The sequence below is a fragment of the Sediminihaliea albiluteola genome, assembly GCF_014077625.1.
Taxonomy (GTDB): Bacteria; Pseudomonadota; Gammaproteobacteria; order Pseudomonadales; family Halieaceae; genus Sediminihaliea; species Sediminihaliea albiluteola.
Genome location: NZ_JACFXU010000014.1, coordinates 463,896 through 484,254, shown reverse-complemented (window position 1 = coordinate 484,254; position 20,359 = coordinate 463,896). Strand labels below are relative to the sequence as shown.

18 protein-coding genes are annotated in these 20,359 nt (G+C 52.6%); 9 read left to right on the top strand and 9 right to left on the bottom strand.

Annotation, left to right across the window (positions count from 1 at the left end; translation table 11 throughout):
- Positions 1 to 60: 60 nt before the first annotated feature.
- Complete coding sequence (locus H2508_RS09120) at positions 61 to 1,218, top strand: PilT/PilU family type 4a pilus ATPase (RefSeq protein ID WP_182172185.1); 1,158 nt, start codon at positions 61 to 63, stop codon at positions 1,216 to 1,218.
- A 274-nt stretch (positions 1,219 to 1,492) separates the two neighbouring features.
- On the opposite strand, the gene H2508_RS09115 is transcribed toward H2508_RS09120, so the two are convergent.
- The 3 genes from H2508_RS09115 to moaA are packed head-to-tail and all read right to left on the bottom strand — an operon-like array spanning position 1,493 to position 4,916.
- On the bottom strand, positions 1,493 to 2,920 hold the full coding sequence (locus H2508_RS09115; protein WP_182172183.1) for a VWA domain-containing protein: 1,428 nt from the start codon (positions 2,918 to 2,920) through the stop codon (positions 1,493 to 1,495).
- An 11-nt stretch (positions 2,921 to 2,931) separates the two neighbouring features.
- Positions 2,932 to 3,876 carry an AAA family ATPase gene (locus H2508_RS09110; RefSeq protein ID WP_182172181.1) on the bottom strand — a complete coding sequence of 315 codons (945 nt, stop codon included), beginning with the start codon at positions 3,874 to 3,876 and terminating at the stop codon, positions 2,932 to 2,934.
- Between the two features lie 32 nt (positions 3,877 to 3,908).
- The gene (gene moaA / locus H2508_RS09105; protein WP_182172179.1) at positions 3,909 to 4,916 is read right to left on the bottom strand and encodes a GTP 3',8-cyclase MoaA; all 1,008 of its coding nucleotides are present in this window, start codon (positions 4,914 to 4,916) and stop codon (positions 3,909 to 3,911) included.
- A gap of 108 nt (positions 4,917 to 5,024) precedes the next feature.
- Between moaA and H2508_RS09100 the strand changes: the two genes are divergently transcribed.
- The 4 genes from H2508_RS09100 (at position 5,025) to H2508_RS09085 (ending at position 8,615) form a co-directional block, all read left to right on the top strand.
- Entirely contained in the window at positions 5,025 to 6,101 is a 1,077-nt protein-coding gene (locus H2508_RS09100) for an SMP-30/gluconolactonase/LRE family protein (RefSeq protein WP_182172176.1), read from the top strand.
- A gap of 210 nt (positions 6,102 to 6,311) precedes the next feature.
- On the top strand, positions 6,312 to 7,301 hold the full coding sequence (locus tag H2508_RS09095) for an aromatic ring-hydroxylating oxygenase subunit alpha (RefSeq protein WP_182172173.1): 990 nt from the start codon (positions 6,312 to 6,314) through the stop codon (positions 7,299 to 7,301).
- Between the two features lie 68 nt (positions 7,302 to 7,369).
- The gene (locus H2508_RS09090) at positions 7,370 to 8,023 is read left to right on the top strand and encodes a paraquat-inducible protein A (protein ID WP_182172170.1); all 654 of its coding nucleotides are present in this window, start codon (positions 7,370 to 7,372) and stop codon (positions 8,021 to 8,023) included.
- Complete coding sequence (locus H2508_RS09085; protein WP_182172167.1) at positions 8,016 to 8,615, top strand: SRPBCC family protein; 600 nt, start codon at positions 8,016 to 8,018, stop codon at positions 8,613 to 8,615. The genes H2508_RS09090 and H2508_RS09085 overlap by 8 nt, the downstream gene beginning before the upstream one ends.
- A gap of 15 nt (positions 8,616 to 8,630) precedes the next feature.
- Here the strand turns inward: H2508_RS09085 and H2508_RS09080 are convergent, their stop codons facing one another.
- The gene (locus H2508_RS09080; protein ID WP_182172164.1) at positions 8,631 to 9,110 is read right to left on the bottom strand and encodes a peroxiredoxin; all 480 of its coding nucleotides are present in this window, start codon (positions 9,108 to 9,110) and stop codon (positions 8,631 to 8,633) included.
- 84 nt (positions 9,111 to 9,194) lie between these two features.
- Here H2508_RS09080 and H2508_RS09075 point away from each other — a divergent pair, with 84 nt between their 5' ends.
- Positions 9,195 to 9,845, top strand: a complete 651-nt coding sequence (locus H2508_RS09075) for a class I SAM-dependent methyltransferase (RefSeq protein WP_182172161.1) — start codon at positions 9,195 to 9,197, stop codon at positions 9,843 to 9,845.
- 41 nt (positions 9,846 to 9,886) lie between these two features.
- Here H2508_RS09075 and H2508_RS09070 read toward each other — a convergent pair whose 3' ends face one another.
- The 3 genes from H2508_RS09070 to H2508_RS09060 form a co-directional block, all read right to left on the bottom strand.
- On the bottom strand, positions 9,887 to 10,552 hold the full coding sequence (locus H2508_RS09070) for a TetR/AcrR family transcriptional regulator (protein ID WP_182172158.1): 666 nt from the start codon (positions 10,550 to 10,552) through the stop codon (positions 9,887 to 9,889).
- Between the two features lie 12 nt (positions 10,553 to 10,564).
- Positions 10,565 to 11,053, bottom strand: coding sequence for a phasin family protein (locus H2508_RS09065; protein WP_182172155.1), 489 nt, complete (start codon positions 11,051 to 11,053; stop codon positions 10,565 to 10,567).
- Between the two features lie 137 nt (positions 11,054 to 11,190).
- Entirely contained in the window at positions 11,191 to 11,769 is a 579-nt protein-coding gene (locus tag H2508_RS09060; protein WP_220463677.1) for a hypothetical protein, read from the bottom strand.
- A 188-nt stretch (positions 11,770 to 11,957) separates the two neighbouring features.
- Between H2508_RS09060 and H2508_RS09055 the strand changes: the two genes are divergently transcribed.
- Entirely contained in the window at positions 11,958 to 13,154 is a 1,197-nt protein-coding gene (locus H2508_RS09055) for an efflux RND transporter periplasmic adaptor subunit (RefSeq protein ID WP_182172152.1), read from the top strand.
- Positions 13,154 to 16,264, top strand: coding sequence for an efflux RND transporter permease subunit (locus H2508_RS09050; RefSeq protein ID WP_182172149.1), 3,111 nt, complete (start codon positions 13,154 to 13,156; stop codon positions 16,262 to 16,264). The genes H2508_RS09055 and H2508_RS09050 overlap by 1 nt, the downstream gene beginning before the upstream one ends.
- Positions 16,265 to 16,365: 101 nt before the next feature.
- Here H2508_RS09050 and H2508_RS09045 read toward each other — a convergent pair whose 3' ends face one another.
- Both H2508_RS09045 and hslO read right to left on the bottom strand, forming a co-directional pair.
- On the bottom strand, positions 16,366 to 17,922 hold the full coding sequence (locus H2508_RS09045) for a phosphoenolpyruvate carboxykinase (RefSeq protein WP_182172146.1): 1,557 nt from the start codon (positions 17,920 to 17,922) through the stop codon (positions 16,366 to 16,368).
- Positions 17,923 to 18,091: 169 nt separating this feature from the next.
- Entirely contained in the window at positions 18,092 to 18,985 is an 894-nt protein-coding gene (hslO, locus tag H2508_RS09040; RefSeq protein ID WP_182172144.1) for an Hsp33 family molecular chaperone HslO, read from the bottom strand.
- 224 nt (positions 18,986 to 19,209) lie between these two features.
- Here hslO and H2508_RS09035 point away from each other — a divergent pair, with 224 nt between their 5' ends.
- Entirely contained in the window at positions 19,210 to 20,079 is an 870-nt protein-coding gene (locus H2508_RS09035; protein WP_182172141.1) for a TIGR03619 family F420-dependent LLM class oxidoreductase, read from the top strand.
- Positions 20,080 to 20,359 lie beyond the last annotated feature (280 nt).

Here is a 20,359-nt window from a genome sequence, read left to right as displayed (position 1 = left end):
CCCTGCGATTAAGGTGACAGATAATAATTATTAATCTTGCTTGTGCAGGGGACAGATAGCGTGCAGCGATTAACAGAGTGGTTAAAATTTCTTGCGACTAACGATGGCTCGGATCTGTATTTGAGCACCGGAGCGCCACCTAGTGCGAAATTTGACGGCAGCTTACGGCCTATTGAAGATGCGATTCTGCAGCCCGGCGAAATTAAGCAGATCGCCTATGAGCTGATGGATGACGCTCAGCGCAAGGAGTTTGAGCAGGAGCTGGAGATGAATCTAGCCACTTCAATTCCTGGCTATGGTCGTTTACGAGTGAATATCTTTGTGCAGCGTAACGAGGTCAGTATTGTTGCGCGGAATATTGTGTCGCTAATCCCTAGCTGGGAAAGCTTGGGCCTGCCAGCTATTTTGCCTGAAGTCATGATGCGCAAACGCGGCCTAGTCTTACTTATTGGCGCGACAGGTTCGGGCAAGTCGACTTCTCTAGCTGCCTTGCTCGATTATCGCAACAGCAATAGCAGTGGCCATATTGTCACCATTGAAGACCCTGTGGAATACGTTCACGAGCATAAAAAGTGCATTGTTAGCCAGCGCGAGGTGGGCGTGGATACGCGCAGTTGGTACAACGCACTTAAAAATACTCTGCGACAGGCACCGGATGTCATCTTGATTGGTGAAATACGCGACCGTGAAACAATGGAGCACGCGCTCGCTTTTGCTGAAACGGGTCATTTGTGTCTGTCGACGCTACATGCCAATAACGCTAACCAAGCACTAGATCGTATCGTTAATTTCTTTCCAGAGGAGCGTCGGCCACAGCTGCTAATGGATCTGTCGCTAAACCTTCAGGCTTTTGTGTCACAGCGCCTAGTTCCAAGCGTAGACGGTAAGCGTGTTGCCGCTATTGAGGTTTTGCTGGGGACACCAATGGTGGCAGATCTCATTGTTAAAGGAGATATTGATGGCATTAAAGATGTCATGGCAAAGTCTGAAAATGCTGGCATGAAAACCTTTGATACGGCCCTATTTGAGCTTTATTGCGAGGGGCGGATTAACGAAGAAGAGGCCTTGCGCAACGCGGATTCACCTAACAACTTGCGATTAAAAATTAAGCTGGCTAAAGAAAGCGGTATTAATCAGAGCAAAGCAGCTATGGAACTGAGCTTGGAGTCTCTCGATGATGAAGATGATGGGGCTTCGTTTCCACCCAAGGTCTTTTGAACTGTAAAGTCTGCGGCTTGGTTAGCGCTAGAGATATCTATATCTGTTAAACGGGCTTTATTGTTTGATGAATTTCCAGCCTATAAGAGCGATAAACACTAGCCAAGTCAGAATCAAAATAGCCACGCGATATTTGCCAGCGAGAGGAGTGGCGGGCGCTGGCGTCGCGCTTCCTTCTAATACCCTATTAAAGGAGCCGCAAGCGGGGCATGCGCCGTTTTGGGCGGTTTTTGTACCGCGATAACTACAATCTTTACAAAGATAAGCCACGGCATCAGTTCTGCTTGAGAAGTTGGTCTACGATGCGTTCAAGTTGTTGTAGATTATTGCATTCTGCCACTAAATGACAGGCGCTCTGGTAGCGCAGCATTTCGGAGTCGCCACTGCCCCAAGCGCGACGCGATTCAGGGTTGAGCCAAATGACTCGCCGGCTGCGTTGATAGATACTTTGCATAATATCGAGCCGCGGGTCGCCGCCATTGTTTCTTGCATCGCCGAGGATGATGACAGTTGTGCTGTGGTTGATGTCATCTAGGGCTAGCCTGGCAAAATCTACCAGGCTGGCGCCGTAATCCGTGGCGCCGCCATAGCGCCAGTTGGCTAGCTCTATTGCCCGCTCTACTGAGTGTTCACGAAATAATTGGCTGACTTCAGCTAAGTGGCTGGAAAACGCGAAGCTGCGTACTTTGGGCAGGACATCCTGCAAGCTGTAGAGAAATAGCAGCAAGAATTTTGCATAGGCGGCGACAGAGCCCGACACATCGCAAATGGCGAGAATCTGGCTTTTGTCTTTGCGCTTGCGGCGCCAGTAGGTGTCAAACATGAGACCGTCGTTGGCAATGCTGCCGCGCAGTGTGCGCGCCATATCCAGTCGACCTCTTGTTCCTTGGCGTGGCTTATGGGAATACTTGTCGGCGAGTTTTTTCGCCATCTTGCGCAGTAATTCTTGCACTCGTTGTAAATAACGGTTTTCCAAATGACTCAAGCGAGTGCGGCTTAACAGCTGATCACTTAGCTGCCTGTTGCGGCCTTCCGATAACAGTAAGTATTCGCGTTCGACGTGCTCGCTAGCCTGCTGGCGCAGCTTGTCGCGGTAGCTGCCTAAAGTCTCGAGCAGCGGACTGTCCGCTTGCTCTAGCGACAGACTAGCCTTGCGCAAGGCCTCTTCACCTAAGGCGTCGAGGATACGTCGGGTGTATTGGCCTTTCTGGGTAAACAGCTGGATATTATTGAGGCCGACTTCTGCTGCAGCTTGGCCTATGGCTAAGGAGAGTTCGGCGCGTTTGTTATCGAGTAAGTGCTGCATTAACTCAGACTGCAGTAGCTCCTCTAATGCGGGGTCATGTTGCGCAGCTTGCTCCAATTCCTGTCGCTCGCTGCTAGCCGAGTTTGGGGCTAGCTCGGAGAGTTCACTTGCACTTTGCTCCGGGTTCTGTGCAGAGCTGAAGTCTGCTCCGAGTGCAGTATCTCGGGTTTTAAAGTCAGCCATTTGCCGCTCGAAATATAAGTCGAAACAGCGCAGTACTACGGCTTCTTCCCGAGCTGTTTTGGCTAGGCTCATGGCCAGCCCATCGCGCAGTTGCTGCCGCTTAGCGTAACCCAGCGCTGCCACCACAGCCATTGCATCAAGGGTTTCTGCCGGAGAGACGCGCACATCGTGGCTACGCAGAACTTGGATGAAAGCGCTGAGCCTCGATTGCATAGTGGGCTGCCCTAGCTCGCGACTTTGCTTTGTCGCAGTAATGCCGGCAGATCTGACTCTGCGTTCTGAATGTCCTCTTCAAACTTCAGTAGGACGTTTAAGGTGCTGCGCACTAAGCTTTCATCTAGTTGTGTTGCATGCAGCAATAAGAGGCTGCGCGCCCAATCGATAGTTTCGGAAACGGCTGGGGCTTTTTTTAAGTCTAAATCGCGCAGACGATGTACAAAATCAACCAGTTGCTGGCGCAATTTCTGGTCGATATTTGGCACGCGGCTCAATACGATGCGCTGCTCTAGCTCGACACTGGGGAAGGGGATGTGTAAGTGCAAGCAGCGACGCTTTAAGGCGTCGGATAAATCGCGGCCATTGTTACTCGTTAAAAATACCATCGGCGCTACCTCGGCTTTGATGGTGCCGATCTCTGGCACTGAGACTTGGTAGTCGGAGAGGGTTTCTAGCAACAGTGACTCAAACTCGTAATCAGATTTATCTACTTCATCGATCAGCAGCACGGCCCCGCGTTCCTGCTGCATGGCTTTAAGCAGGGGGCGCGGCTCAAGAAATTTTTCTGAATAAAAGATATCGCTAAATTGGTGTAAGCGCTCGACAGACTCAGCTAAACCCTGAGCTCCCTGCAGTAGGTCTCCGAGCTTTTCCTTCAGTACCTGGGTGTACAGCAGTTGCTTGCCGTACTTCCACTCATAGAGCGCTTTGGCTTCGTCTAAGCCCTCGTAACACTGTAAACGAATCAACGGCAGCGCTAATAATTCGGCGCAGGTTTTGGCCAGTTCGGTTTTACCTACTCCAGGTGGGCCTTCCACGAGAATCGGTTTGCGTAACTGAAAGGCCAAAAAGATAGCGGTGGCGATTTTGGGACTGCAAATATAGCCCAAGGCTTCAAAGCCTTGCTCAATACGCTCGATGGAATCCAGTTGGGGAAAGTGCTGCTGTTGCAATTGAGCTCCTTGAATCGCTGTTGCCGCGTCTTTTAACCGCCAGTCATATTCATGAAGCGGACAATTTCAGTAGCCTCTGGCTCATTGAAATGATGCTGCAGGGGTTTGATTTGCATGGCTTTGATAATGGCTTCTTTTAGCATACTTGAGTGATAGTCGGGCCGTCGCAGTACCTCGCGTAAATCCACTGAATGCTCATTGCCCAAGCAGAGTAACAGTCGCCCCGATGCAGTCAGTCGTACACGATTGCAGAGGTGGCAAAAATTGTTGCTGTGGGGGGAGATAAAGCCAACTCGAGTGGGGTGCTTACCCATGCGATAGTAGCGCGCTGGCCCGCTGCTGCCGCCGGGCTCGCCCTCAGGGCTCAGAGGGAACTCCTGGTTGATTATTTGCTGAAGTTCGTCACTGGAGCACAGGCTCAGCGCGCGATCGTGCTCCACTATCTGCCCGAGGGGCATTTCTTCGATAAATGCTATATCGATAGCCAGTGAGCGAGCATAGCGCAATAAGTCCAAGGCTTCGTCTGCATTGCGTCCTTTGAGCATGACAGCGTTGAGTTTAATGCGTTTAAAACCGGCCTTAATGGCGGACTCAATGCCCGCTAAGACTTGCTTGAGCTCACCAGTGCGGGTGAGGCTCTTGAAGCGTGCGGGCTGTAGGCTATCGAGGCTGATATTAATGCTAGTGACGCCAGCCTGTTGTAAAGGGGCGGCCATGCGCTGCAATTGCGAACCATTAGTGGTGAGGGCTAGCTGCTTCAAGTCGGGAAGCTGGCCTAGCTTTTCTATCAGCTTGAGGACATCGCGCCGCACTAGGGGCTCGCCCCCGGTGAGGCGGATCTTACTGACCCCTAAAGTGCTGAAAACCTTGGCGACTTCGTAAAGCTCTTCTAAGCTTAGTACTTCGCTGCGCGGTAAAAAGTTCATATCTTCGGCCATGCAATAAACACAGCGGAAGTCACAGCGATCGGTGACCGATAGGCGCAGATAGTTAATGCGTCGCTGAAAACGGTCAAGCAAAATATTATTAGAATGGCTCATAGCAGGTCAGTGTAATGCTTCCTGTGGTCTGCCACCAGCGCTCCGCTAAGCCTTTACAGCCCCGAGGCGCTGGCACAGTATGAAAGCTTAAGCCAAAAGGAATACCCGATGATAAATAGCGAAGTACGCGCTTGGCCTAGCCTAGTTATAAGTCTTGTATTGGCAGTACTGTGCACCGTAGCTGCTGCCAGTAATTCAGCAACAGCCTCTTGTGAGCCACAGCGAGGTATCAGCTCAATTTGTGGGCTGCATGCACCGGAGGACATGGTGCTAACGCCAGATGGCGAAGGCATTGTATTTGGTCAAATGGCCGGGCCTGGCGGCCTGTTTGTACTGGACCCCAGGAATGATCAGGTCCAGCCATTATTTGAGGCTGCAGTCAGTGAGCCGAGCGAATTGTGGGGGGAGGCTTCTTGTACTAAGCCACCTGCGTCCCTGTTGGTCCATGGTATTGATGTGCAGCAGCGCGCCGGTGGCCAGTGGCAGTTGCTGGCGGTTAATCACGCTGAGCGGGAATCGGTAGAGTTTTTTCATTTGGATCAGGCTGCAAATAGCTGGCGAGCCACTTGGCGCGGTTGTGCAGTAGCGCCGGACGACGCCAGTTTTAATGATGTAACAGCACTGCCGGGTGAGGGCTTTTTAGTGACTAACATGGCGAGCCGCAAACGCCCTATGTGGTCAGCCTTTCTGGCGCTCTTAGGTTTCGATACGGGGCTGGTATATCGTTGGCGTCAGCAGGATGGTTTTGTTGAGTTGCCCAGTACCAAAGGGCGTTTCCCCAACGGCATTATTATGTCACCTGATGGCAACAGTTTCTTCGTCAATATGTATTTTGGCAACAAGGTGAAGAAATACACTTACCCCGACATTGAGTTGCTCGGCGAAGTATCGCTTTCTAAGCCCGATAACGCCAGTTGGAATGAGTCAGGTAATTTACTGGTGGCGAGTCAGCACGCCAGTTTCTTGAAGCTGGCCCAGAGCTTGAAGCCGGAGCAGTTGGCGCCGAGCCTGTTGCCTTACTCTATTGTGGAGATAGATCCTGAGAGTTTGCAGCAGCGTCAGCTGCTGTTCCACGAGGGGCCACCCATGGGGGCGGGAACGGTGGCAATACAGCGAGGCAAGGTCCTGTATGTCGGCTCTTATACCGGTGATCGGATAGTGCGAGTGCCCCTGAGTGATCGCTAGTGAGCTTGCCGGGCGGGCCAGTTTGCTGTGAATGGCAGTCTAGGGTGGCTTATTAAACCCTTGGCCCCCTAGTTAGGCCTAGGTCTTGCTCAAAGTTGTTGCCATGGCGGGCGCTGCCCTATGATTGTATTGTTAGGGCCAGTGATTCCCTCCTTTGGGAAGGTAATTAGCTAAATCTTTGATTATCTATAAGAAATAAGGTGAATTTATATGACTAAGCGTTATCCAATGCCAATCCCACATGGTTGGTATGCGGTTTGTTATTCTGATGAATTAGCGGTAGGTGAGTCCCGCGCAGTCAAGTATTTCGGTAAAGAGCTAGTATTGTTTCGAACCGAATCTGGCAATCCCTGTTTGCTCGACGCCTACTGTCCCCACTTGGGTGCTCACTTAGGGCATGGTATCCATGAAAACAAAGGCAAGGGTGGCCGGGTAGAAGGCGAATCCATTGTCTGCCCCTTCCATGCTTGGAAGTTTAATGGTGACGGGGTCTGCACCGACGTGCCTTACGCTCGCAATATGCCTCCTAAAGTTAAAGGTCAGCAGTGCCTGAATCATTACCCCACGGCGGAAACTAACCAGGTGGTGTGGGCTTGGTACCATCCAGATGGCGTTGCACCGCTGTGGGAAGTTATTGAGCACGAACAAGCAAATAGTGATGACTGGGCACCGCTCAAGCGCTATGAATGGCACCTTGCGACTCACCCGCAGGAAATGGCGGAAAACGCAGCCGACCCGGCACACTTCCTCTATGTGCATCGTACTGCGGATATGCCGGAGTGGGAAACCACTTATGAAGGGCCCGATTCGCGCGGTATTCAGCGGGCTAAAATGCCTACCCCAAGAGGTGAGGTCGACGGTGCTATTCATACTGGTGCACGGGGACCAGGCCAAGGCTTTACTCGTTTTGAGGGTATTGCCGACACATTTTTGATGGGGCTCACGACGCCAATCGATGAGGAAAATGTTGTTTTGCGTTTTGCTTTTACGCAGCCTAAAGTGAATGGCGAAGTCGTTAGTAGTGGTGTCAACGACGCTATTATTGCAAATATCGTTGGCCAGCTCGAAGAAGATAAGCCAATTTGGGAAAACAAGGTTTACCGCCCCTTGCCGGTCTTATGTGATGGCGACGGCCCGATCAATAAGTTCCGTAAGTGGTACTCCCAGTTCTACAGCAACTTCGAGCCATCCAAGATGTAATTCAGGCCATTTGGCGATGAGCCGCCGCCGACTTTTCGGTATCATGACCCATATTATCTGGAGATACTATGACAAGTCGGCGCGGCCTCTTGGCCCTTTTCTTGATGCTTATCGCCATCGCCTTTCTCTATCCCGGTGTTACTCAGCCGGTGCTGACTCTAAGCGGTACCATCGAAAAGTCTGACCTGGCAAAGCTAGGAGTCAACTTAATTGGTGGTGAGTCTGTCGATGGGCAAAGCAATCCAATGCTGGCAATGTTCTCCCGCTTTCTTGGTTTAGACCAGATTGAGGGGCAGGTGCTGGTCTACCAGACTACGCGTTCGATCTGGCAAACGGTCAATGAATTGAGTCGCAGCGGCAACTTGCTGGTGGGCTTATTGATTGTTTTTTTCAGCGTTGTTATCCCCGTGTTTAAGTTGTTGTTGCAGGCGCTATGCCTGCTGCCTTTTAGTGAGCAGTGGCGTCAGACCTTGCTGGCAGTGAATATGGCGCTGAGCAAGTGGTCTATGGCAGACGTTTTTGTCGTCGCTTTATTGGTGGCTTATATGGCTGGAGCAGCCTCTGGGCAAATGGGTGATTTGCTGTTGATGGATGCACAGCTTGAGCGCGGCTTTTATTTCTTTCTGGCCTACTGTTTATTTTCAATTGCTGCGGCCGCGTTGCTGCGCGATGTGCTTGGCGCAGCCACTGATCACAAGGAGAGTACTAAGCAACATGACTAGCTTCCTTAGAGCCGGGCTTTGGGGCCTGGGTTTGTGGTGTCTTGCTGTCGCATCGCAGGCGGCCGAGCCCATTCAGGTGAGCGTCAGGACTGAGGTGGCGGTGTCTCCTCTGCACGCATGGCAGAGAATGCAAGACTTTAGCGCCGCAGACCGCTATGTGCCGAAGCTCAAGCGCACCGAGATTATTACGCCACAGCAAAATGGCCTTGGTGCTTCACGGCGTGTGTACAGCGATGATGGCGATTACCTTGAAGAGACCATTATTGGCTGGGATGAAGGGCAGGGTTTTACTTTGCGCCTACATCGGGGTGATAAGCCTATGGCACCCTTAAAACGCTCAGAGTTCCGCTATGAAATGGCGCCTATGAGCAATGGCAACACGCAGATCAAGCTGAGTATCTTGTTACTCATGCCGATGGGCAGTCTTGGGGAATGGCTAGGGAATTGGCTGGTTCGCCCGTCGATGGAACAGGAGTTAACTCGGATCGCAGCAGGTCTAAAACACTATTATGAAACTGGCCAGAGGGTTACCGAGGCTGATTGGGAGCGGCTGGCGGTAGCGGTGGAAGTGCTACCAGCCAGCACTGACTAGGTTTACTTTTTTGATTTAGAGCAGCTTCATCATAGTTTCGGCTGAGCTTTCACTGATGCCTGGACCGGGTTCTACATTGAGGTGGGTAATAGTGCCGTCCTTAACTAGCATGGCAAAGCGTTGGCTGCGCATACCCAAGCCGAAACCGCGGCCATCCAGCTCGAGACCTAAGGCTTTGGTGAAATCGCCGTTGCCATCGCCGAGCATCATCAGTTCTTCGGCATTTTGGGATTTGCCCCAAGCGTCCATGACAAAGGCATCATTAACCGCCATGCAGGCAATAGTATCGACACCTTTCGCTTTGATTTTATCGGCATTCACTACGTATCCGGGTAAGTGGGTCACGCTACAGCCGGGTGTAAAGGCGCCAGGCACGGCGAACAGAAGAACGGTTTTACCGCTAAAAATAGCCTCGGTAGTGATGTCTTCTGGGCCTTCGCTGCCCATGATTTTTAGTGTGGCTGCGGGAATTTTATCGCCAGCTTTAATACTCATCTAGTGTTTCTCCTTGGTGGTTTTCCCTAGCGGGGTAGGGCATAGCAGAATGAAAAATCTATCTTGTGCAGGCAAGCATAGCAGATGACGAGCTTAGTGCACTGCCCTCTTTGTGAGCGGCCAGATACTTTGCCTTATCATCGCGACCGACGCCGCAGTTACCTGCAATGTACAAACTGTGCACTGGTGTTTGTGCCGCCGGTATATTACTTAGACGCAGAGCGAGAGCGAGCGGAATATGACCTGCACGATAACCGCATTGATGACCCGGGTTACCGCAAGTTCTTATCTCGTTTGTTTGTGCCACTGAGTCAACTGTTGCCAGTTGCTGCACGGGGGCTCGATTTTGGCTGTGGTCCGGGGCCTGCGCTAGCGGCAATGTGCCGTGAGCAGGGTTTTGATATGGCGCTCTATGATCACTTTTACTACCCCGATCGCTCTGTGCTAGAGCAGCGCTATGACTTCATCACCGCCACTGAGGTGGTGGAGCACTTACATCGGCCAGGCCTTGAGTTGGCCATGCTGTGGCACTGCCTGAAACCGGGCGGACATTTAGGGGTTATGACTAAATTGCTGCGCGATCGCGCCGCCTTTAGCACTTGGCATTATAAAAATGACCCCACTCATGTGTGTTTTTTCAGTGTGGCAACTTGGCGCTGGTGGGCAAAGCAGGTGGCTGCGGATTTGAGCTTCGAGGGCGCGGATGTCATCTTGTTACACAAGCCCAACAGTTAAAAGGCGGGATGATTGTTATCGGCTAGCCGAAGATTTAGGGGCTATTCACTGCTTTCGACTTGCTCCAGCATGCTGGCGTAAATGCTCTGGCAATCGCTGTAGAAAGCCAGGGCCTCATCTCCTAGGTAGGGCGCCATCATGGTCATTAATTGCAGCACCCCTTGGTGGATAGTAATTTGCGGTGGCCGTTCACCGTGTAGCAGCTGGTCGTAGTTAAGCCAAAAGTTCAGACTCAAGGCCATGTTGTCGACCAGGCCAGCAAGTTGCTCCTCGTGAGAGATGATGAATGACTGCTCCAGCAGCGAGTGGCAGATGACAAATAAGGCGGTGCGTTTCAATTGTAGTAAGCGTTTGAAACGCCGTTTGATGTCCGGATAGCGCTGCAGCAGGTTATCTAAATTGTGGTACAGGAAACGGTACTGATACATCTCCTCTATCACAACGTATAGAAAGTACCAGTTGGCCTCTACATCGTCTTGGTCGGCTGATAATGGCTTTTCGATCGGAGCGAGTAAGGTTGAGCCCAGAGCTAATTCATATTGCTGAAACAGTTCTTCGATGATCTGATCTTTGCCCTTGAAGTGGTAGTAGAGATTACCGGGGCTGATATTTAGCTCGTTGGCAATGTCGATAGTCGTCGTGTTGGCCTCGCCCTCTTCATTAAATAGGGCGAGAGTGGTGACTAGAATGCGATCGCGAGTTTTCACCAGCTAGCCCTGTTAGCTGCGTTGAGAGCCACTAGAACTCTTTTTTGCCGTAGCTTTTTTGCGAGTTGCGCTTTTCTTTTTGGCTGCAGCTTTCTTGCGCGGTGCTGCTTTTTTCTTCGCTGTAGCGCCACCGCTTTCTGCTATCGCTTGGCTTAGTTGTTCCACCTTGTCGGTGAGACGATCGATTTTCTCGTGTAGCGCTTGCAGCTCATCGCTGCGACTCAGTCGCTGTAGGTTGAAGTTTTCCCGCACCCGAGCAATGCGTTCTTCCACTGAGTTGCGCGCTCCCTGTCCAACCGAGAAAGCATTGCGTGCCTCCTCTTCTAGTGTGGCGCCGGCTTTGACTAGATCGCGAAATAGTTTGGGGGTTTCTACTCCGGCTTTTTCAAGCCGTGCTTGTGCTTCATCAGCCGCTCGTCCGTAGGCCCCAACACCAGCTAGCCAGATGTTTTTGGCGAGCTCACTCGCCTTGTCACCGACCTTGCTATTATCATCACTCATCGGTTTCTCCTGTTGCTCTTGGGCGGGCTTAGGTATATGCCAAGTGACCATTAAACCAGAACAGCGGACAAAAAAAAGGGGCCACCTAGTGACCCCCAAAACTCAGACCTGATTACTCAGGGATAAGTGAACTCGATTTACGCCGCTTTCTTGCTCATTGAGTCTTTCATTTCAGCAAAGCGTGCACGAGCTTTCTCAAGCTTAGCTTCCAGTGCTTTGCGGTCAGTTAGGCTAGACAGATCGATATCATCAATGGCGTTTTTAGCCTTTGACTCAACCTTCTCACCACGCTTGACCAGGTCAGCGTACATAATAAAGGCTTTTTTGCGGCGCTCTTCCATGCGATCCTGAATGGCGTCCAGACGCTCTTGCGCTTGGTCGTAAGCTTTGCCGTAGAAGCCTAGGCTAGCCAGCAGTGCATTGTGAGCAACTTCACCAGCGCGATCGGCGAACTTAGAAGCGCTCTTTTCAGCGGCATCAATTTTCTTCTCTGCTTTGCGAGCGGTTTTGCGTACTTTGCGCTCGTAAGCAGCAGCCTTGTTTTCTACGCTGCGAACGCTAGAACGCACAGTAGACTTCTTGGCTGTAGTTTTGCGCTTGGCAGGTGCCTTGCGAGCTGTAGTCTTTGGCTTAGCAGTAGCCTTAGTTTCAGTTTTAGCTTCGGTTTTTGCTTCAACTTTGGTTTCAGCAGCAGTTACTTGTGTTTCTTCGGCCATGATATAGCTCCTTTTGACGAATTGTGGATGTCTGTTTCATCCAATTGACGCCAGATTACGCAATAAGATTAGAATAAACATACTAAAATGCTGCCCACTATCCACTAATTGCTCTGCAGTTGTTCAGACAAGCTTCAGTTGCTCAATAGATTATGTGTATTCATTAAACAGCCCAAAGGAAGACAAGCATGAGTCGAGCCATGCGGCGACAAGCATTTTTTACCCTAGTGCTACTGATTCTAGGGTTAGGGCTGGCTTACCTCTTATTGGTAGCTAAACCCGGCCCCCAGCCGCAGCCAGCACCAGAGCTGGCCGCCCCGCGAGTGCAAGTTGTGGTAGTCGAGCCCCAGGCGCGCAGTATTGCCGTAGTGACACAGGGGACTGTAGGGCCGCTGCAACAGGTCACACTAATTAGCCGTGTTGCCGGACAGGTTGAGGCGGTGGCTAGTAGTTTTGCTGAGGGTGGTTTCTTTCAGGCGGGTGAGGAGTTAATCAAAGTAGAGGATGTCGACTATCGCTTTGCTATCGTTCGCGCCGAATCCCAAGTAGCTGCTGTGCAACAGCGTGTGGCCGAGGAGCGGGGACGCGCCCTGCAAGCCAAGCGAGAGTGGCGCGACCTCGGTAGCAAAGATGCCAATGCGCTCTTCTTACGTCAGCCGCAGTTGGCCGCCGCGGAAGCAGCACTAGCAGCGGCAAAAGCAGATCTGGAGGCGGCACAGCTGGACTTAAAACGGACCAGTATCAGCTTGCCCTTTAATGGCAGGATTAGCACTAAGCGTGTCGATGTAGGGCAGTATATTAGCCCCGGTGCGGTACTCGCTGAGGCCTATGCGACTGAGGCGGTTCAGCTGCGCCTGCCACTGACCGACCGTCAAGTAGCGCTACTTGATTTGCCCTTAACCTACCAGGCTCAAGAGAGCGCACTGACTGAGGCAATACCAGTCACTCTAGAGGCCCGCTTTGGTAATCGGCAGTGGCACTGGCAAGCCAGTATTGTGCGAACTGACGCCAGCATTGATGTGGATAGCCGAGTGCTTTATGCAGTGGCGGAAGTGCGTGATCCCTTTGCTCGTGAGGCGGGCAGTGAGCGCCCTCCGCTGGCGCCTGGCTTGTTTGTCAGCGCCACAATAGAGGGCCGTGATTTACCCGATGTTGTGGTGCTACCTCGCTCGGCCTTGCGCAGTGACGATAGCCTTATGTTGGTCGATGCTGAAAACCGCACACAGGCTCGTGCGGTGCAGGTATTGCAGGGTGATGCGCAACAAGTCTGGGTACAGGGTTTAGAGCCTGGTGATCGGGTAATCGTCAGTGAATCTGACTTGCTGGACGCGGGTATGAAAGTAACAGCAGAGGAGACCAGTGCCCCTACTGGTGTCAATCACTGATGCAGCGCGGAGTAGTCAGCTGGTTTATACGCAACCCCATCGCCGCCAACCTGCTGATGGTTTTTCTCATTATCGGCGGGCTGTGGAGTGTACCCGCCTTGGACAAGCAGTTCTTCCCCGAGTTCGAGCTCAACCAAGTCAGTGTCACGCTAGCTTATCCGGGCGCGGGGCCCCAAGAGGTGGAAGAGCAAATCTGTTTGCGGATCGAGGAGGCAGTCCACGATATCACTGGTGTTAAAGAGATTCGCTCAGTCGCTCGCGAAGGTTTAGGCACGGTGCTGGTAAAGGCTGAGGTGGGCTACGATATGCAGCGCCTAACAGCTGAAATCAAAACGCGGATCGATGCCATTAACACCTTCCCCGTGGATGCTGAGCGCCCAGTAGTCACGGAGTTAGCTTTTCGGCATCACATGGCCACAGTGACCCTGTCAGGTGATATCGGCGAGCGCAATCTTAAGACCTTAGGTGAACGACTGCGGGACGACTTAGCCTCGGAGCCCAACGTGTCGGTGGTCGAACTAGATACCCCTCGAGCCTACGAGGTCTCGGTCGAAATATCCGAGTATAACCTGCGCCGCTTTGGCTTGAGTTTCCAAGATGTGACAGCAGCGATTCGCGCTTCCTCACTTAATTTACCCGCAGGGGCGATAAAAGATGCTGGCGGCGATATTCGCCTGCAGACCCGAGGTCAGGCCTACACTCGTGCTGATTTTGCTCGGATCCCCTTATTGACCACACGCGAAGGTACAGTCGTTCTACTGGGTGATGTAGCAACTATTATCGATGGCTTTCAGGACAGCGATATTCGTAACCGCTTTAACAATAAGCCCTCACTCAATTTACATGTATACGTAACAGCAAACCCCGACACGCTATCGACTAGTGAGACCGTGAAGGCCTGGTTGGATGAGATGCGCCCCAGCTTGCCGGCCGGAGTTGAGTTAGCGATGTGGCGCGACTCTGCGGAGCCATTTAAAGGCCGAGTAGACACCTTGCTGAGCAACGGGCTGAGTGGCTTGGCTTTGGTGTTTTTGGTCTTAGTGCTGTTCTTGCGCCCGATGCTCGCCCTGTGGGTGTCCATTGGCATTCTGGTGGCGTTTACGGGGACGCTATTTATTTTGCAGTACACCGGCACAAGCTTGAATATGATTTCCCTGTTTGCCTTTTTGCTAGTGCTAGGCATCGTCGTGGACGATGCCATTATTGTGGGCGAGTCGATCTATTCGCGGCAGATGGCCGGCGAGGGCGGGACACCGGGTGCCTTATCTGGTGCTCAGGGCGTAATCAAGCCGGTGATGTTCGCGGTGATCAGCACCATGATCTTTTTTGTGCCGATGTTTTTTATGCCGGGTGATATGGCCCAGGTAGCCTTTGCTATTCCGGTGGTGGTGATTATTGCGCTCGCTCTGTCATTGTTGGAGTGCCTGCTGATTCTGCCCTCGCATCTCGCCCATATGCGCCCTATACGGCCGAGTCGCTTCGCAGTACTGCGTAAACTAGAGCGTCTTCGTTTGGCCTGTGCCGATGGTATGACGCGCTTTTCCAGTGAGCGTTATCGACCACTCTTGGCCCGCTGCTTGAATAATAATGTCTTGGTGAGCGCCGGCTTTTTTTGCCTGCTAATGATCAGTTTGGCGATTTATGGCGGCGGCTGGGTGCGCGCTGGTTTCTTTCCCTCAGTGAATTCTGACCATGTGGTAGCGGAAGTGACTATGCCCGAGGGCAGTGCATTCAGTGTCACTTTGGCCGCATTAGAGCAGGTGGAATCCGCAGCGCTTAAAGTCAAAGAAGAGTACAACAATGATCCGGCTTTTGCTGCTGGCAGCGTAGCCATAGGCCACATTGATTCGCGAGCAAAAGACAATAAATTGCGAGTTGTGCTGGAAACCGTATCAGATGACGTCGATACCGCTGATGTAGCCCTCAGGTGGCGTAAGGCCATTGGAGATCTCGGGCCGGTAGAAGATTTTAAATTGGATTACACCATTAATGAGGTGGGTAAACCTATTCGTCTCGTGCTGGCTGCTGCTGAGTTACAAGCACTCACAACGGTGTCCGCCGAGCTGCGACAGCTGCTGGAAAACTACCCTGGAGTCTACAACATCAATGACAGCTTGCAGGCGCCGCGGCAGGAAATCGTATTGGCCTTAAAGCCTGCGGCTGAAAACCTATCAGTGACTTTGGCCGATCTGGCGCGGCAGGTACGGGAGGCTTTTTACGGTGCTGAGGTGCAGCGTATTCCGCGGGCTAAGGAAGATGTGCGAGTCATGGTTCGCTACCCTGAAGAAGAGCGGATCTCGGTGGCTAACTTGGAGGACATGCGGGTGCGTACCCCGGGCGGCGCGGAAGTACCTTTTGCTACCGTCGCTGAAATTCGTTACCAACCTAGTTATATGACTATCGAGCGGCTGAATCGAAAACGCACGCTAGAAGTCAGCGCCGATGTGCTGCCTGGGACCAGCGCCCCGCGGGCGGTGGTCAATGATATTATCAGAGTTCATCTTCCCCAGTGGCAGCAGCGCTACCCTACGCTGAGCCTGGCGCTCGATGGTGAACTACAGGAAGAGAGTGCTTTTCTAAGTGCTATGATCAAGTATTTGGCTTTGGCCCTGTTGGTTATTTATGCCCTGATGGCGATTCCGTTTCGCTCTTACTTTCAGCCATTATTGGTGCTGACTGCAGTGCCCTTTGGCATCATGGGGGCGATCTTTGGGCATCTGCTGCTGAATTGGCAGGTCAGCATGTTCTCGCTGCTGGGGGTGATTGCTTGTGCTGGCGTGGTGGTCAATGACAATCTGGTATTGATTGATCGTATTAACCAGCTGCGCGATACCGGAAGTAGCACCTTGGAAGCTTTACTACAGGGGGGGGAAGATCGCTTCAGGCCGATCATTTTGACTTCCCTGACTACCTTTGTTGGTTTGCTGCCGATCATGTCTGAAACCAGCGTGCAGGCACAGTTTTTGATTCCTATGGTGACCTCACTGGCTTTTGGGGTGCTATTTGCGACGGGAGTTACCCTCCTGCTGGTGCCCTGTTTGTACCTGATGGGTGAGCAGCTAGCGCAGTTATTGGCGCGCTGGCGCCTTGCTTTGCTGGGCCCTGCTTAAGTGGGGCAGTGCGCATCGCTATTTCAGCGGGGCATCAACCAAGCAAAAAAAAGGCCCGCTAAAGCGGGCCTTAATAGTTTAAGCGCTAGGCTAAAGCCCTATTAGGGCTTGGGGCCTGCAGCAACAATGGCGCTGGAAACATCAAAGTTAGCGAAGTTTTCTACAAACAACGTCGCTAGTTTGCGCGCTTGTTCATCGTAAGCTTCTACATCGCCCCAGCTGTTGCGCGGGTTGACGTACTTGGGGTCAACACCAGGAATAGCTGTTGGGAAGCTCAGGTTCAAGATGTCCAGATGCTCGGTCGGGGCGTTGAGCAGCGCGCCACTTTGGGCTGCGGCAACGATCGCCCGTGTTACTGGAATGGGGAAGCGTGATCCTGTGCCACCGGGTGCACCTGAGCCACCGGTCCAGCCGGTGTTGATCAGGTAGACCTGGCTGCCGAAATCTTCAATACGCTTCATCAGTAGCTCGGCGTAATCGCCAGCAGGGCGAGGCATAAAGGGGGCGCCAAAACAGGTCGAGAAGGTCGGGTGAATTCCCGCTTCTGCGCCAAGTTCGGTGGAGCCCACGCGTGCAGTATAGCCGCTGAGGAAGTGATAGGCCGCGGCCTCTTTGCTCAAAATCGAAACTGGAGGCAGCACACCAGAGACATCGCAGGTCAGGAAGATCACGCATTTGGGTTCACCGCCGGCATTGGACTCGGTACGTTTCTCAACGTGCTCCAAGGGGTAGCAGCAGCGACCGTTTTCAGTCAGGCTGGTGTCGCTGTAGTCGGCGTGACGGTTTTCGTCGAGCACCACGTTTTCAATAATGCTGCCGAAACGGATGGCGTCCCAGATAACAGGCTCGTTCTTTTGACTAAGATCAATAGTCTTGGCGTAGCAGCCACCCTCAATATTGAACACCGAGCCCTTGGCCCAGCCGTGCTCGTCGTCGCCGATTAAGTAGCGCTCGGGATCGGCGGAGAGGGTGGTTTTACCAGTGCCTGACAAGCCGAAGAACAAGGTGGTGTCACCGTCTTCGCCCACGTTGGCAGAGCAGTGCATTGACATGACGTCTTTTTCTGGCAGTAGGAAGTTCTGCACAGAGAACATCGCTTTCTTCATCTCACCCGCGTAACGCATGCCAGCAAGCAGAACTTTGCGCTGTACGAAGTTGAGAATTACCACCCCTTCAGAGTTGGTGCCGTCGCGCTCAGGGACACATTCAAAGCCCGGTGCGTTGATAATGGTCCACTCAGGCTTGCGTCCGACATTGTACTGCTCCGGACGGATGAACATATTGCGTCCAAACAGAGCCTGCCAAGCTGTTTCGGTGATAACTTTGACCGGCAGGTAGTGATCGTTGTGCTCACCAACGTGCAGGTGAGAGACAAAGCGATCGCGCTCTGAGATATAAGACTCCACGCGATCCCACAAGGCATCGAACTTATCAGTCTCAAAGGGGCGGTTAACGGGCCCCCAAGCGATGCTGTCTTCAGTGCTGGGCTCGCGCACGATAAAGCGATCGGCGGGTGAGCGGCCGGTGCGCTTGCCAGTGGTGACCAGCAGTGCGCCGGTATCAGCGAGCTTACCTTCGCCGCGAATAAGTGCTTCTTCAATTAACTGGGATGTGCCCAGATCCGTCAGCTCCTGGGTTTTCTGCATGTCAACGGTCATTATGCGTCCTGTCGTCGGTGTGGCGCCGGCCTCCGTAGGGCCTGCACTGCCTCTTGTGGCTCTTTGGGGTGCGCAATTATGTCAGAAATGCAAAATTTTGCGAGTCAGATTGGTGATAATGCCATCTATCGTGTGGGCAGCCCATAGTTCGCACTATTTTTAAGTCTCCCTAGTGCAGAGTGTGGTCCTTAGGGGGCTCAAGAATCTCGCTGAGGTCTTCACGAAAAAACTCATAGCGAGCAGTACAGAACTCACAGTCCATGTTCACGCTACCTTGCTCTTGCAGTATGTCTTCCACTTCCACGGCGCCGAGTGACATCAGCGCGGCAAGACAGCGCTCCCGCGAGCAGCTGCAGCGGCAGCGTACTGGGCGGGGCTCAAACAATCGCAAAGAGTCTTCGTGGTACAGGCGGTGCAGTAATTGCGCTGGGTAGAGTTGCAGTAACTCTTCGTCGCTGACTGTGCTGGCCAGTGCGTAGACATGCTCCCACTGCGCGCTGCGCTGTTCGGGGTCTTTGACCAGTTGAGCGGGTAGCTGCTGGGTGAGCATACCGGCGGCGCGCTGGCCGTCGCAGCTTAACCACAGGCGAGTTTGAAGCTGTTCAGACTGTTGAAAGTAGCTGTCTAGGCAGGTGGCCAGTGAGTCGCCTTCCAGTGTCACTACGCCCTGATAGCGCTGACCGCGCTGAGGATCAATAGTAATGGCCAGCTGGCCATCCGCTAGCAGTTGGCCAAAGTCCACTGCGGTCGCCTGCTCCGCGCCACGCGCAATGCCGCGAATGTCGAGCTCGCTGCTGCACTCAACCATCAGCAGGGGTAGCTGCCCTTGACTGCGGGCTTGTAGCACCAGTTTACCTTCAAACTTCAGAGTGGTGCTGAGCAAGACTGCTGCCGCCAAAAACTCGCCTAGCAAGCGGCGCACGCCCGGTGCGTACTGATGTGGAGCTAATACCTCTGTGAAGGCGCGGTCTAACTGCACGATTTCACCGCGAATATCGGCCTCCTCGAAGAGGAAGCGAAGACTGCTGTCGGCACGGTTGCTTGTGGAAGTTTGCTCGGTCATGGTGGTATCGTCATCCTAGTCGGCGATTGGAAGTGGCCGCTGTGTGCTTTGCTCAGTTACAAGAGCCTATCAGACTCGGCAGAGGTTCAGTATGTGAGGCCAAAGAGCTAAAAGTTCAAGCCTTTGTTGGGCTAGTGAGCAAGGGCAGGCTAGAGTGTAGTAGATAGAGTTAATCAGGTTGCCTTGATCGGCCCTATTTTATCCCAAAAATAAAGGAGTTTAGTATGCGGTTCAGTTACCAAGTGGGTATGTGTGACGCAGATCATTACGCGCCTCTAGCGCAAGCAGCAGAAGCGGCGGGATTTTCTGGGCTAACCATCCCAGATAGCATCTGTTATCCCAAGGAGGCCAGCTCAAAATACCCCTATAACAAAGACGGTAGCCGCGAGTTTCTTGAAAGTGTGCCGTTCATGGAGAGCTTGATTGCCGTGGCTTATATGTCTGCGGTGACAGAAAAGATTCGTTTTGCCACTTTTGTTTACAAGCTGGCGGTGCGCCAAGCGGCCGTGGTCGCTAAACAGGTACAGAGTATTCAGTGTTTGTCGGGCAATCGTTTTGACTTCGGTATTGGTATTAGCCCTTGGGAAGAAGACTTTGCGGTCTGTGATGTGCCCTGGGAGAAGCGCGGCTTACGTTTTGACGAGCAGATCGATATCTTGCGCGGCCTAGAGAGCGGTGAGTTCTTTGGTTACGAGGGCAAAATACATTCGATGCCCGCTAACAAAATGTGCCCAGCGCCCACTGAATCAACTCCATTGTTGATTGGCGGCCATTCCGAGCCCGCGCTAAAACGAGCGGCAAAGGTAGGTGATGGCTGGATGTGCGCGGGGGCCGATATGGCTGGTTTGACTGCTTACATCAAGCGCCTCAATGAGCTGCGCGACGAGTACGGCACTGCTGACCGTCCCTTCAAAATCTTCACCACGGGTCAAGATGCTTTCACCAAAGAGGGTATTGAGCAGCTAGAAGATATTGGCGTCACTGATGTGGTCATTGGTTTCCGCGATGTCTATGCCATGGAGGAAGATAAGCCTCTGGAAGAAAAGATAGCGATGCTGCAGTGGTACGCGGGTGAGTTTATTAAGCAGTCCTAATTGTTGGTAGCTCGTCTCGCTTTAGTAAAGTGGTCGCTAGCTTTTGACTGTGGCTGAGCTTGTAGCACCTCTATAGCTACTGGCTGTGAGCTGGCTTCCAGTAAGCCACTTATCAAATCCCAGCGCGGCGCAGTTCCCGCGCTGGGATGACCTACTTCTTCCGAGCTGTGCATAGTGCCAACCATTCCAATCAGAGCTGGCTGTTTAGGGCTTGTTGCTCAAGCTTTAAATGCTTGCTTGCGCGTTTTGTCGCAGCATGGCATATACTGCAATAAAGTAT

What these genes read in the sequence shown, in the direction of transcription:
- H2508_RS09035 (WP_182172141.1), top strand. Translation starts at nt 19,210, where the DNA reads ATGCGGTTCAGTTACCAAGTGGGTATGTGTGACGCAGATCATTACGCG.
- hslO (WP_182172144.1), bottom strand. Translation starts at nt 18,985, where the DNA reads ATGACCGAGCAAACTTCCACAAGCAACCGTGCCGACAGCAGTCTTCGC.
- H2508_RS09085 (WP_182172167.1), top strand. Translation starts at nt 8,016, where the DNA reads ATGACTAGCTTCCTTAGAGCCGGGCTTTGGGGCCTGGGTTTGTGGTGT.
- H2508_RS09055 (WP_182172152.1), top strand. Translation starts at nt 11,958, where the DNA reads ATGAGTCGAGCCATGCGGCGACAAGCATTTTTTACCCTAGTGCTACTG.
- H2508_RS09100 (WP_182172176.1), top strand. Translation starts at nt 5,025, where the DNA reads ATGATAAATAGCGAAGTACGCGCTTGGCCTAGCCTAGTTATAAGTCTT.
- H2508_RS09050 (WP_182172149.1), top strand. Translation starts at nt 13,154, where the DNA reads ATGCAGCGCGGAGTAGTCAGCTGGTTTATACGCAACCCCATCGCCGCC.
- H2508_RS09080 (WP_182172164.1), bottom strand. Translation starts at nt 9,110, where the DNA reads ATGAGTATTAAAGCTGGCGATAAAATTCCCGCAGCCACACTAAAAATC.
- moaA (WP_182172179.1), bottom strand. Translation starts at nt 4,916, where the DNA reads ATGAGCCATTCTAATAATATTTTGCTTGACCGTTTTCAGCGACGCATT.
- H2508_RS09095 (WP_182172173.1), top strand. Translation starts at nt 6,312, where the DNA reads ATGACTAAGCGTTATCCAATGCCAATCCCACATGGTTGGTATGCGGTT.
- H2508_RS09065 (WP_182172155.1), bottom strand. Translation starts at nt 11,053, where the DNA reads ATGAGTGATGATAATAGCAAGGTCGGTGACAAGGCGAGTGAGCTCGCC.
- H2508_RS09090 (WP_182172170.1), top strand. Translation starts at nt 7,370, where the DNA reads ATGACAAGTCGGCGCGGCCTCTTGGCCCTTTTCTTGATGCTTATCGCC.
- H2508_RS09045 (WP_182172146.1), bottom strand. Translation starts at nt 17,922, where the DNA reads ATGACCGTTGACATGCAGAAAACCCAGGAGCTGACGGATCTGGGCACA.
- H2508_RS09075 (WP_182172161.1), top strand. Translation starts at nt 9,195, where the DNA reads ATGACGAGCTTAGTGCACTGCCCTCTTTGTGAGCGGCCAGATACTTTG.
- H2508_RS09115 (WP_182172183.1), bottom strand. Translation starts at nt 2,920, where the DNA reads ATGCAATCGAGGCTCAGCGCTTTCATCCAAGTTCTGCGTAGCCACGAT.
- H2508_RS09060 (WP_220463677.1), bottom strand. Translation starts at nt 11,769, where the DNA reads ATGGCCGAAGAAACACAAGTAACTGCTGCTGAAACCAAAGTTGAAGCA.